This window comes from Leucobacter sp. GX24907, assembly GCF_053567335.1.
The window spans coordinates 43,263-55,654 of sequence record NZ_JBSGPD010000002.1 but is presented as its reverse complement, the minus strand read 5'-3'; the positions used below and the strand labels follow the sequence as shown (position 1 = coordinate 55,654).

Annotated in this window: 12 protein-coding genes; 2 read left to right on the top strand and 10 right to left on the bottom strand. The window is 63.7% G+C overall.

The annotated features are described in order from the left end of the window. Window positions 1-4: 4 nt before the first annotated feature. The 3 genes from metK to ACUYV6_RS03120 all read right to left on the bottom strand — a co-directional run bounded on the left by metK (window position 5) and on the right by ACUYV6_RS03120 (window position 2,306). A complete protein-coding gene (gene metK / locus ACUYV6_RS03130) occupies window positions 5-1,198 on the bottom strand; it encodes a methionine adenosyltransferase (protein ID WP_449277198.1) in 1,194 nt (397 codons plus the stop codon). Between the two features lie 133 nt (window positions 1,199-1,331). Then, window positions 1,332-1,586 carry a DNA-directed RNA polymerase subunit omega gene (gene rpoZ / locus ACUYV6_RS03125; RefSeq protein ID WP_449277197.1) on the bottom strand — a complete coding sequence of 85 codons (255 nt, stop codon included), beginning with the start codon at window positions 1,584-1,586 and terminating at the stop codon, window positions 1,332-1,334. 75 nt (window positions 1,587-1,661) lie between these two features. Continuing rightward, on the bottom strand, window positions 1,662-2,306 hold the full coding sequence (locus ACUYV6_RS03120) for a hypothetical protein (protein ID WP_449277196.1): 645 nt from the start codon (window positions 2,304-2,306) through the stop codon (window positions 1,662-1,664). Window positions 2,307-2,372: 66 nt separating this feature from the next. Between ACUYV6_RS03120 and ACUYV6_RS03115 the strand changes: the two genes are divergently transcribed. Next, window positions 2,373-3,242: an acyl-CoA thioesterase gene (locus ACUYV6_RS03115; protein WP_449277195.1), complete on the top strand. Its 870-nt coding sequence runs from the start codon at window positions 2,373-2,375 to the stop codon at window positions 3,240-3,242. 10 nt (window positions 3,243-3,252) lie between these two features. On the opposite strand, the gene ACUYV6_RS03110 is transcribed toward ACUYV6_RS03115, so the two are convergent. Genes ACUYV6_RS03110 through ACUYV6_RS03100 form a run of 3 tightly spaced genes read right to left on the bottom strand, consistent with a single transcriptional unit; the run spans window position 3,253 to window position 5,898 of the window. Then, complete coding sequence (locus ACUYV6_RS03110; protein ID WP_449277194.1) at window positions 3,253-3,717, bottom strand: acyl-CoA thioesterase; 465 nt, start codon at window positions 3,715-3,717, stop codon at window positions 3,253-3,255. A 4-nt stretch (window positions 3,718-3,721) separates the two neighbouring features. Beyond that, window positions 3,722-5,404 (bottom strand): energy-dependent translational throttle protein EttA, encoded by a 1,683-nt coding sequence (gene ettA, locus ACUYV6_RS03105; RefSeq protein WP_449277193.1) that lies wholly within the window; start codon window positions 5,402-5,404, stop codon window positions 3,722-3,724. Between the two features lie 11 nt (window positions 5,405-5,415). Continuing rightward, the gene (locus ACUYV6_RS03100) at window positions 5,416-5,898 is read right to left on the bottom strand and encodes a DUF6993 domain-containing protein (protein WP_449277192.1); all 483 of its coding nucleotides are present in this window, start codon (window positions 5,896-5,898) and stop codon (window positions 5,416-5,418) included. A gap of 214 nt (window positions 5,899-6,112) precedes the next feature. Between ACUYV6_RS03100 and ACUYV6_RS03095 the strand changes: the two genes are divergently transcribed. Beyond that, window positions 6,113-6,790, top strand: a complete 678-nt coding sequence (locus tag ACUYV6_RS03095; RefSeq protein ID WP_449277191.1) for a single-stranded DNA-binding protein — start codon at window positions 6,113-6,115, stop codon at window positions 6,788-6,790. A gap of 40 nt (window positions 6,791-6,830) precedes the next feature. On the opposite strand, the gene msrA is transcribed toward ACUYV6_RS03095, so the two are convergent. The 4 genes from msrA to ACUYV6_RS03075 all read right to left on the bottom strand — a co-directional run bounded on the left by msrA (window position 6,831) and on the right by ACUYV6_RS03075 (window position 12,365). Then, window positions 6,831-7,355 carry a peptide-methionine (S)-S-oxide reductase MsrA gene (gene msrA, locus ACUYV6_RS03090; RefSeq protein ID WP_449277190.1) on the bottom strand — a complete coding sequence of 175 codons (525 nt, stop codon included), beginning with the start codon at window positions 7,353-7,355 and terminating at the stop codon, window positions 6,831-6,833. A 78-nt stretch (window positions 7,356-7,433) separates the two neighbouring features. Then, window positions 7,434-8,258, bottom strand: coding sequence for an ammonia-dependent NAD(+) synthetase (gene nadE / locus ACUYV6_RS03085; RefSeq protein ID WP_449277189.1), 825 nt, complete (start codon window positions 8,256-8,258; stop codon window positions 7,434-7,436). 75 nt (window positions 8,259-8,333) lie between these two features. After that, complete coding sequence (gene dnaE, locus ACUYV6_RS03080) at window positions 8,334-11,837, bottom strand: DNA polymerase III subunit alpha (protein WP_449277547.1); 3,504 nt, start codon at window positions 11,835-11,837, stop codon at window positions 8,334-8,336. Window positions 11,838-12,008: 171 nt separating this feature from the next. Further along, complete coding sequence (locus ACUYV6_RS03075) at window positions 12,009-12,365, bottom strand: TraR/DksA family transcriptional regulator (RefSeq protein WP_449277188.1); 357 nt, start codon at window positions 12,363-12,365, stop codon at window positions 12,009-12,011. Between the last annotated feature and the right edge of the window lie 27 nt (window positions 12,366-12,392).

The following is a 12,392-nucleotide window of genomic DNA, read 5'->3' as shown; positions in this document are numbered from 1 at the left end:
GCGATCAAGCAGCGCCGGCGGCCGCGCGCAACGCATCGACGCGGGGGGTCGCCTCCCAGGTGAAGCCCGGCAGCTCGCGCCCGAAATGACCGTAAGCGCTCGTCTGCGCATAGATGGGGCGCAGCAACTGCAAGTCACGGATGATTGCGAGCGGTCGCAGATCGAAGACCTCGCGAACGGCTGATTCGATGCGTTCACGAGGTACCGTCTCGGTGCCGAAGGTCTCGACGTAGAGCCCGACCGGGTGGGCCCTCCCGATGGCGTAGGCGACCTGCAGTTCCGCACGTTTCGCGAGTCCGGCGCGAACAACGTGCTTCGCAACCCAACGCATCGCATACGCAGCCGAGCGGTCGACCTTCGACGGATCCTTGCCGCTGAACGCCCCGCCGCCGTGGCGGGATACCCCGCCATAGGTGTCGATGATGATCTTTCGGCCGGTGAGCCCCGCATCGCCCATCGGTCCGCCGACGACGAACGGGCCGGCAGGGTTGATGAAGAACTCGGCGTTGTCGCTGCTGAGATCGACACGGCCGAGCACGGGCCGGATCACCTCGCGTTCGATGACGTCGCGCAGTGCGGGCTGGCTCAGGTCGCGGTGGTGCTGCGTCGACACCACGACGGCCTCGATCGAGGCGGCGCGTTCGCCGTCGTAACCGATCGTCACCTGAGTCTTGCCGTCGGGGCGAAGTTCTGGAACGAGACCGCTCTTGCGTACCTCGGTGAGGCGCTCCGCGAGTCGATGAGCGATCCAGCTGGGAAGCGGCTGCAGCACGGGCGTCTCGTCGGAGGCGTAGCCGAACATGATGCCCTGATCGCCGGCTCCCTGACGGCTCAGCTCGTCTTCGATGCCTCCACTGCGCTCTTCAAGAGACGAGTCGACACCGCTTGCGATGTCAGGTGATTGCTGACCGATCGACACCGAGACACCGCACGATGCGCCGTCGAAGCCCATCTCTGAACTCGTGTATCCGATGTTCTTGATGGTCTCCCTGACGAGCTGCGGAATCTCGACGTATCCCGAGGTCGAGACTTCACCCGCGACATGCACGAGCCCGGTAGTGACCAGAGTCTCGACCGCGACGCGGGCTCCCGGATCTTGCGCCAGCATCGCGTCGAGAATCGAATCGGAGATGCGATCGCAGATCTTGTCGGGGTGTCCCTCGGTCACGGACTCGGAGGTGAACTGGCGCAGCGACACGGTGCTCCTGACGACGTTGATACGAATGAGTGGTGTGGGAACGCCAAAGGCGCCGGTCCCTCGTGAAAAGGGTATCCGACGCCACTGACATGCGGCCTGCGTATGACGCAGCGAGACCGCTCGAGCGGAAGGGCTACTCCCCTCGCGCCGTCATCGAGAGCTTGCCCTCGACGATCTCGTGCAGCGCGATCGACAGCGGCTTGTCATCAATCGACGAATCGACCAGCGGGCCGACGTTGTCGAAGAGGTTGCCGTCATGCAGATCCGTGTAGTAATCGTTGATCTGGCGTGCACGCTGAGACGCGAAGGTGACCAGCGCGTACTTCGAATCGACCTTCTCAAGCAGATCGTCGATGGGCGGGTCGATGATGCCATTCACATTGGCCATGAAAACACTCCTCAGGTAAGACCTGTCCAGTCTACATGCACTCGCCTCCACAGGCGCGCCCGAGTCCGACCGCGTTCAGCCGAGCAGCGAGCGCACGAGCACGTGCCCCCGTTCGCTCGTCAAGCGGACCCAGGTGAGCGAACGAGAAACCCGAAGCGGCCGCTCCGCAATCAATCCGAGCGATTCGGCGGCAAACGCCACGGCTGCGGGGATCCCGGGCGCGATCTCCGCACCCCACACGGCAGATCGCACCTGTCTGACGACCGCTTCACCTGGACTGTCGGGAAGCGCTGCAGCGACACGGTCGATTCCCTCCGTCGCGACGCTGCGGAGGGAATCGGCGTCGATGGCTCCCGCGGGTTCCCATCCACCGACCGGCGGCAAGACTCCTGCCCAAGCCGCCATGGCGGTCATGTCCGGAACATCCAGATCGAGGCCCACGACCCCGAGACGCGCGATCCGATCGAGCAGTGCCCGAGCCTGCACCGTTTCATCGAGCGGCTCGGCGCTCGCGCTGCGCAACTCGAACGCGCGCATGACGAGTACGACTGGAACCTGGTCGGTGATCCCGCTCGGCATCTGCGTGCACCCGAACACCGCGAGTGCGCTGCCTCGAGACACCATGCGCACCTCGGCCTGGCCTACCCGCAGCAGACGGTCCAAGAAGATACGGAGATCATCTCGAGTGGCAGTATCGGCGAGCGAGATCTGAGCGTTCATCACCCCCACCCTAGACTGGACACAGAGGCGGCGCGCTGGCGCCGACCGGCGTCGAAGGAGGACCTCATGATCACCGCAACGCCCGATCTCGTCACCATGCTCTCGGTCATCGACTCCGGCGCACGCACCCGCCACGACATCTTGACCGGCCCCGCACTCCCGACGCCCCATGGCCGGTCATTCGGCGGACAGGTACTCGGTCAAGCGATCGCCGCCGCCGGAACCACAGTGCCCGAGGATCGCCTCATCCACTCGATGCACGGCTACTTCTTACGGCCGGGCGACAGCGAGCAGCGCATGACGTTCGAGGTAGCGCGTCTGCACGATGGCCGATCCTTCTCGACGCGACGCACGCAGGCCTTTCAAGGCGGAGAAGAGCTCATGGCGATGATCGCTTCATTCCAACAGCCATCGGAGGGCCTTGAGCATCAGGAGTCCTTCGACGTCAGCGGAGTCGCGCCTCCCGACGCACTCCCGACTGTCTGGGAAAAGTACGGTCACCTTGCGAGCGACGGGCACGCCTCTTGGGTGCTGAACCGTCCGTTCGACTTCCGCTACGTGGAATCGGACATCATTCTGGAGGTTGCCGAGCGAACGAGCCGCCAACTGGTCTGGTTGCGTGCACGTGACCCCCTGCCCGATGGTCACATGATGCACGCTGCCGCGCTCGCCTTCGCGAGCGACTATCTGCTGCTCGAGCCGGTCGCGCGTCAGCACGGCGTCCCCTGGGCCACACCCGGCATGCGCGGAGCCAGCCTGGATCACGCCATGTGGTTTCACCGCCCCTTCCGCGTCGACGAGTGGCTGCTCTATGCATTGGAGTCACCGAGCTCCCAAGGCGGGCGAGGCCTCGCACACGGGCGCTTCTACGACACGTCGGGCACGCTGGTCGCGAGTGTCGCGCAAGAGAGCATGCTCCGTCTCCCGACGAGCTGATCAGCGACGCTCAGGCACGCAGCGCCAACGGCTCGTCTGTCCAGGGCTCGACGGAGGCACGCGCCTCAGTCGACAGACGACTCGGCCGCAGCGTGACCCCATCCACGATCACGACGGTGGTGATCGCCCGAGCCACTACTCTGCGCGCTGAGGCCGCCGCATCGACGATCTCGTAGTGCACCTCCAGGCTTGATCCGCCCAGTTTTCCGATCCAGAGTTCGATCAGGATCGGGGCCTCGCCGTACTCGAGTACATCGACGAAATCGATCCGCTGACTTGCGACCAGCATCTTCGGGTCTTCCGGACGATCGCCTCGGAAGTGCCCTTCCATCCCGGTCTTCTCTCGGGCCGTCCCTCGCCAGAACACGCGTACGCGCGCTTCCTCGAGATAGCGCGCGTACGCGACGTTGTTCACGTGACCGTACGCGTCCTGATCACCCCAGCGCAGCTCGAGGTCTACATGGACCCGTGCCAAACGCTCAGCTCCTCGTCAGCTTGCGGTAGGTCACCCGCGACGGCTTCGCCGCCTCGGAACCGAGCCGCTCGACCTTGTTCTGCTCGTAGGCCTCGAAGTTGCCCTCGAACCAGTACCAGTTCGCCGGGTTCTCCTCAGTGCCCTCGTAGGCGAGGATGTGGGTGGCGATGCGGTCGAGGAACCACCGGTCGTGCGTGATCACGACAGCGCAGCCGGGGAACTCGAGCAGTGCGTTCTCGAGGCTCGTCAGGGTCTCGACGTCGAGGTCGTTCGTCGGCTCATCGAGCAGCAGCACGTTACCGCCCTGCTTGAGCGTGAGCGCCAGGTTCAACCGGTTCCGCTCGCCGCCTGACAGCACGCCTGCGGGCTTCTGCTGGTCCGGCCCCTTGAAGCCGAACGTTGAGACGTATGCGCGCGATGGGATCTCGGTGTTGCCGACCTGAATGTAGTCGAGCCCGTCGGAGACCACTTCCCACACCGTCTTCTTCGGGTCGATTCCTCCGCGAGTCTGGTCCACATAACTGAGCTTGACGGTGTCGCCGATCTTCAGCTCGCCCCCGTCAAGCGGCTCGATGCCGACGATCGTCTTGAACAGGGTCGTCTTGCCGACGCCGTTCGGTCCGATGATGCCGACGATGCCGTTGCGAGGCAGCGAGAACGAGAGACCGTCGATGAGCGTACGTTCATCGAAGCCCTTGTTGAGGTCCTTCCCCTCGAGCACCAGGCTGCCGAGGCGCGGCCCCGGCGGAATCTGGATCTCTTCGAAATCAAGTTTGCGCGTGCGCTCGGCCTCGGCTGCCATCTCCTCATAGCGGGCGAGACGGGCCTTCGACTTCGCCTGGCGACCCTTGGTGTTGGATCGCACCCATTCGAGTTCTTCCTTCAGGCGCTTCTGCAGTTTGGCGTCCTTCTTGCCCTGCACTTCGAGACGCGCAGCCTTCTGCTCGAGATAGGTCGAGTAGTTGCCCTCGTAGGGGTAGAGGCGACCCCGATCGACCTCGCAGATCCACGTCGCGACATGATCCAGGAAGTATCGATCGTGCGTGACCGCCATGACCGCGCCAGGATACTTCGAGAGGTGCTGCTCGAGCCACAGCACGCTCTCGGCGTCGAGGTGGTTCGTGGGCTCGTCGAGCAGCAGGAGATCGGGCTTCTCCAGCAGCAGCTTGCACAGTGCGACACGGCGCTTCTCGCCGCCCGAGAGGTGACTGATGATCGCATCGGCCGGAGGACAACGCAGCGCATCCATCGCCTGCTCGAGCTGGCTGTCGAGATCCCACCCATCGACCGCATCGATGGCTTCCTGCAGCTCTCCCATCTCGGGCAGCAACTTGTCGTAGTCTGCGTCAGGATCAGCCATCTCGGCAGAAATCTCGTTGAAGCGGTCGAGCTTGCCCTTGATATCGGCGACGCCCTGTTGGACGTTCTCGAGGACCGTCTTCTCTTCATCGAGCTCCGGCTCCTGCATGAGGATGCCGACGGAGTAACCGGGGGTGAGCACTGCCTCGCCGTTCGACGGCGTATCGAGGCCTGCGATGATCTTCAGGATCGTCGACTTTCCGGCCCCGTTGGGGCCGACCACACCGATCTTGGCGCCGGGCAGGATCGCCGTCGTGACGTCGTCGAGGATCACTTTGTCGCCGTGCGCCTTGCGCGCGCGAACCATTTGGAAAATGTACTCAGCCATAAGAGCCCAATCTACCAGTCGATCGTGCGCGTCTCGCCGATGATGCAGACGTTCTGCTCCGGACCGACCGCCTCGGCGAGGTCGACCGCGAGTTCTCGATCCTCCGTCGTGAGCTGTCCGAGCATGCAACCGGTATCGATGCGAACGGAAACGTAGATGCTATCCGCCACCAGGCCGGTGCGCGACGTATCGAAGCTCACCTGCATATCTGCGGTATCGAAGCCCGCCTCACGAAGCGCAGTCGTGATCGGGACGCCTTCGACCGGATCATCCCCCTCACCGTATTCGCGCAGCACCTCGGTGAAGTAGGGCATGTTGTCTTCCGCCGAACCCCCCGGCACCAACTCGGGCTTCGCTTCAGGCCGTTCAGGCGCCTGGCGCTGCGGCGTCGTCGGGGTGGGCCCTTCGAGCAGCGCGCACCCGGCGAGAGCGGGGAGCAGAAACATGCCGGCTGCGACGAGTGCGATGAGCGATGAGCGGCGGTTGCGGATCACCCTGTCAGTGTAGCGAGGCGCACCTGTACGCCTCACAGGCCGCACCTGGCCACGATTCGGGCGGCATTTCTCCACATTTCACCGTAGAGCGTCCTCGAGCAAGGCCGAATCATGGAGGCTCTCCTTCGAGGGGCCACCGCACCGGCACGGCTCGGTGGCCCCTCCTCACGCCAGCTGGTGTGAGCCATCAGCCACGCAAGGAGATCTCACTGCTATGTCAAGCCATGTCAGCGTCGTCGGCACTGTCGCCACACGCCCCAACCGCTTCGCCACACCGGGTCGCGCCTCCGTCTGCTCGTTCCGGGTCGCGGCAAACGAGCGTCGCTACAACCGAGAGGCCGAACGTTGGGAGGACGGTGATACTAATTGGTACACCGTCGTCACGTTCAGAGGCCTCGCCGATCATGCGGAGCAATCATTCGCAGTGGGCGACCGCATCGTCGTCACGGGCAGACTTCGCGTTCGGCAGTGGTCAACTGCGGAGAAGTCGGGCACCTCGGTCGAAATCGATGCGGAGGCCGTCGGTCACGATGTGCGCTGGGGCGTCTCCTCGTTCCGTAAACACCGCAGTGCCGACGCAGATGGGTCCGCGTTCGGCGCGGAAGCCGAGCACCCGGAAGGGGGCTCTCCTGTGCCGGAGTTCGGTTCTCCCGATCGGGGGCTTGCGGAAGCCGCGCTCGACCGCTGGCCGCGATCCGCCGAGACGGTCGGCACGGAGGGCTCCGGCGCAGAGGCCTTCGGCCTCGAGGACGCCGGAGCAGAATCTGCCGCAGGAGATGACACCGGCAGAGCAGGCTCCCGGCCTGCAGTCGCCGGATCCGAGGATCCGGATGGTGGTCACACTGAGGAACAGGTCTCGGCAGACGGATTCACCCCGAGCGTCGCGGCGTGAGCGGTGTGCACGGATACGTCTACCTCATACGCACTGCGGCTCAGCGAATGTATTCACCGAAGGACGCACGGATCTTCTGCACCTTCGGCACCGCGACAGCGAGACAGTACGCCTGGGTCGGGTTGTGTGCGAAGAAGTCTTGGTGATCGTCGGGCCCCGGGTACACGGTTCCGAGCGGTTCGATCGATGTCACGATCTCCCCCGGCCAGAACTCCGCAGCCCGCGCACGCGCAGCCTCGAATAGCTCGCGCTGCTGCTCATCGGCATAGAACATCGCAGATCGGTACTGGGTACCGACGTCTGCACCCTGTCGGTTGAATTGGGTGGGGTCATGCATCGTGAAGAACGCGTCGAGCACTACCTGCTCGGGCAGCACTGACTCATCAAACGTCACAGAGACCACCTCGGCGTGGCCAGTGCTTCCCGTGCAGACGAGTTCGTAACTCGGATCGGCGACCTCACCGCCGGTGAACCCGGAGAGCACGCGCTCCACTCCTGCGAACGCTCGGTAGGCCGCGTCCAGGCACCAGTAGCAGCCGCCTCCCAGCACGAATGTCGTACTCATGATTCACTCTCCGCTCTACTGGAATTCGGGACGCTGTTCCGCCGCATCCTCGGCGTCGTCGTTGCCATCGCGCCGGTCCTATCGCCACCAGTCATCCCTCGGGCCGACTGGCGGGCGCCGCTTGTGCTCTGTCGCAGCGTACCGGCGCTCCAGCTCGACACGTGCATGCTCCGACACCTCTTCACCGCGCAGATAGGCGTCGATCTCGGCGTAGCTCACACCGAGGCTCGCCTCGTCGGTCTGACCGGGGTCTTCGTCCAGCAGATCGGCAGTCGGCGCTTTGCGCCAGAGCCGCTCGGCAGCGCCCAGGCACTGCAGCAATGTCGCCCCCTGGCCCTTGGTGAGTCCCGCGAGCGGAAGCACGTCGGCGGCTCCGTCACCGAACTTCGTGAAGAACCCGGTGATCGCCTCTGCCGCATGATCCGTCCCGATCACTAGCAGCGCTCGATCGCCTGCGATCGTGTACTGCGCGATCATCCGCATGCGCGCCTTCGCATTGCCCTTCGTGAAGTCGCTCACCTGCGCACCGGTCGCAGCCCCGACCGAGTCGACGAGCGCATCGACGCCGGGAGCGATATCGACGGTGACCGATCGATCAGGTCGAATGAATCTCAGCGCGAGCTGTGCGTCATCTTCGTCCTGCTGCACCCCGTACGGCAGTCGCACAGCGACGAACTCCGCGTCCGCACCATCAGAACGCAACCGTTCGGAGGCGAGTTGTGCGAGACGACCCGCCAGTGTCGAATCCTGTCCGCCCGAGATGCCCAGGACAAACCCACGGCATCCGGGAATCGAGCGCGCATATTCCACAAGGAATGAGACCCGACGCTCAATCTCCGTTGCCGGATCGATACTCCCCTGGGATCCCAGCGCATCAATGATCCGCCGCTGCATCTCACTCATGCGACGAGCCTACTCCTCCGGTGTTTCATACGGGTTACGGCTGTGGCGCGGCCCCAGGGCTCCAGGGTTGCCGCTTCACACACGGACCAACTCATCGATATCGAGCAGGCACCGTGGCCCGAGCAGACCCTTCAACTCTCCGAACAGATCGGAGGTGACACGCACCTGCTGCGGCAGTTCGAAGATGCGGACCCCGGAGCCGGTGATGAGGTTGAGGCGGACCTCTCCGTCTCCGCGGTGACGCAGCAGTGTCGCCTTGAGCTCCTCCATGAGGTGCTCCGTGGCACGCGTATCCGAAATGGAGATCGCAAGATTCGCCGTCTCCTCTTGCACTACGGCGTCGATCGGTTTCACCCCGTACGAATGCATGCTCATGCCGTCGTCTCGCGCATTGAGTTTTCCTCGCAGCGCGACGATCGAATCCGGCTGCAGCATGGTCCCGAACTCCTGGTACGACTTCCCCATGAACAAGGCCTGCAACTCACCGGTGAAGTCCTCGATCGTCACCATGCCGTACAGGTTGCCCGACTTCGCCGTACGGTGCTGCACGCTGGTCAGCAGACCCGCAACCGTCACGATCTCACCGTCATAGGTGGAGTCCGGGCTGGTGATCTGCTCGACGGTGGCCGACGCCTCCTTCGCCAGAGCGCTCTCGAGCCCGCGCAACGGGTGATCCGAGACGTAGAGCCCCAGCATCTCGCGCTCGAAGGCGAGCTTGTCCTTCTTCGTCCACTCCGGCCGATCCGGAACCTGAGAAGTAGCCTCCGCTGCGCCGGACTCGTCGGCGGCCTCCGCGAACAGACTGTCGAAATCGAAACCGACGTTTCCGTTCTCGGCGTCCCGCTTCTCCTTGACAGCGCTCTCCACTGCCTGCTCGTGAATCTCCACGAGCGCCCGGCGAGTTCCTTCCATCGTGTCAAACGCACCCGCCTTGACGAGCGACTCGATCGTGCGCTTATTGAGCACGTGCATCGGCACGCGCTTGAGGAAGTCGTGGAAGGACGTGAAGTCTCCCCCGCTCTCACGCGCCTCGCGGATCCCTTCGACGACATTCGCACCCACGTTGCGCACCGCGCCGAGTCCGAAACGGATGTCTTCTCCCGCCGCCGCGAAGTTCACGAAGGAGGCGTTCACATCGGGCGGCAGCACTTTGATGCCCATGTGCCGGCACTCGTTGAGATACATCGCCAGCTTGTCCTTGGAGTCGCCCACACTCGTGAGCAGCGCCGCCATGTACTCAGCCGGATAGTGCGACTTCAGGTACGCGGTCCAGTAGCTGACCAGGCCGTAGGCCGCCGAGTGCGCCTTGTTGAAGGCATAGTCCGAGAACGGCAGCAGAATGTCCCACAGCGCTTTGATCGCACCCTCGGAGTACCCACGCTCCTGCATGCCTCCGGAGAAGCCCGCGTACTGCTTGTCGAGCTCCTCCTTCTTCTTCTTACCCATCGCGCGGCGCAGAATGTCCGCTTGACCGAGCGTGAAGCCGGCAACCTTCTGCGCGACTGCCATCACCTGCTCCTGATAGATGATCAGGCCGTAAGTCGTGTCCAGAATCTCGCGGAGCGGCTCTTCGAGCTCCGGGTGGATCGGAGTGATCTCCTGCTCGCCGTTCTTGCGGAGCGCATAGTTGATGTGCGAATTCGCACCCATGGGGCCGGGTCGGTACAGGGCGATGAGCGCGGAGATATCTTCGAAGTTGTCGGGCTTCATGAGCCGCATCAACGAGCGCAGCGGGCCACCATCGAGCTGGAACACACCGAGAGAGTCGCCGCGAGCCAGAAGCTCGTAGGAAGCCGGATCATCGAGCTCGAGGTGTTCGAGGTCGAGTTCTTCCTCACGGTTCAGTCGAATGTTCTCGATGGCATCGGAGATGATCGTGAGGTTGCGCAACCCCAGGAAGTCCATCTTGATGAGCCCGAGGCTCTCGCAGGTCGGATAGTCGAACTGGGTGACGATCTGCCCGTCCTGCTCGCGCTTCTGCAACGGGATGATGTCGATGAGCGGATCGCTCGACATGATCACGCCTGCCGCGTGCACGCCCCACTGCCGTTTGAGTCCCTCGATACCGAGGGCCGTCTCGTAGACCTTCTGCGCATCGGGATCTTCTGCGAGCACCGTCCGGAATTCGGCGGCTTCCTTGTACCGGGGGTGCTTCGGATCAGTGATGCCGGAGAGCGGAATGTCCTTCGCCATCACGGCGGGCGGCATCGCCTTGGTGAGCTTCTCACCCATGCTGAACGGCTGCCCGAGCACGCGACCCGCATCCTTGAGCGCCTGCTTCGATTTGATCGTGCCGTAGGTGACGATCTGGGCGACACGCTCGTCACCGTACTTCTCCGTCACATACCTGATGACCTCACCGCGACGGCGATCATCGAAGTCGACGTCGAAGTCAGGCATGGACACGCGGTCTGGGTTGAGGAAGCGCTCGAAGATCAGGCCGTGCTGCAGCGGATCGAGGTCGGTGATCCTCATCGCGTAGGCCACCATCGACCCGGCACCAGACCCTCGGCCCGGGCCCACTCGAATACCGTTGTCCTTCGACCAGTTGATGAAGTCGGCGACGACGAGGAAGTAGCCGGGGAAACCCATTTGAGTGATGACGCCGATCTCGTACTCGGCCTGCTTGCGCACATCATCGGGGATGCCAGACGGGTACCGGTAATGGAGCCCCTTTTCGACTTCCTTCACGAACCAGCTGTCTTCGCTTTCTCCGTCAGGAACGGGGTAGCGCGGCATGTAGTTCGCGGAGGTGTTGAATTCGACGCGGCACCGTTCGGCGATCGCAAGCGTGTTGTCGCACGCCTCGGGGAAGTCTCGGAAGATGTGGCGCATTTCGGCCGCGGACTTCAGGTAGTACCCGGAGCCGCTGAACTGGAAACGGTTGGGATCATCGAGTCGCGAACCCGACTGCACGCACAGGAGCGCTGAGTGCGCCTCGGCATCGGACTCGTGCACGTAGTGGAGATCATTCGTCGCGACAAGCGGAATCTTGAGCTCTCGCGCGATCTTGATGAGATCGCTCTTCACCTGCCGCTCGATGTCCAGGCCGTGATCCATCAACTCGCAATAGAAGTTCTCTTTGCCGAAGATGTCTTGGAACTCGGCGGCGGCCTTCACCGCCTCGTCGTACTGGCCCAGTCGAAGCCTCGTCTGGATCTCGCCGGAGGGACAGCCAGTCGTTGCGATGAGCCCCTTGCCGTAGGTCTGCAGCAGCTCGCGGTCCATACGCGGCTTGAAGTAGTAGCCCTCCATCGAGGAGTAGCTCGAAAGCCGGAACAGATTATGCATGCCCTCGGTCGACTCGGAGAGCAGTGTCATGTGCGTGTAGGCACCGGCACCCGACACATCATCTCCGACCCCGTCGCCCCAGCGAACCCGGGTGCGGTCAGATCTGTGGGTGCCCGGGGTCAGATAGGCCTCGATACCGATGATCGGGTTGAGGCCATGGTCACGAGCCTGCTTCCAGAAATCAAACGCGCCGAAGGTGTTGCCGTGGTCGGTCACCGCGACCGCGGGCATGCCCTGGGCTTCGACCGCCTCCATAAGCTGCCCGACTCGCGCGGCTCCGTCGAGCATCGAGTACTCGCTGTGCACGTGCAGGTGTACGAAATTGTCCTTGTCAGACACCGATTGGACCCCTCTCGCCGACCGTTCCAGGGTACCGTGCGTGGTGACCATCCACCGGCGCGTCGGCGTGCCGTCTGTGCAACACACGGCACGCCGTGTCACTGCATGACAGGATCCCCGTTACCGGGCTCCCGCCGTCGCACAGGGGACGCAGCGATCTGCGAACGGACGCACCTCGAGACGCTCGAGCGGGATCTCCTGCCCACAGACCGCACAGATTCCGTAGCGTCCCTCAGCGAGGCGCCCGAGCGCGTCATCGGCCTGGGCGAGGTCGTCTCTCGCGTTTTCCACGAGGCCCGCGAGCCTCGACCACTCGGCCGAGAGCGGCACCCCCTCGGGGTCATGCTCATCGTCATCCGATTCGCTCAGCCGATCACGAGTCAGCGACTCGAGCGCGGCCTCAGATCGTTCCAGTCGCCGCATCGCTCGATCGCGCAGGTCCCCGAGCTGCGCGCGAATGTCTTCATCCCGCGTCATGCCTCAACCATAGCCAGATCGAGATCA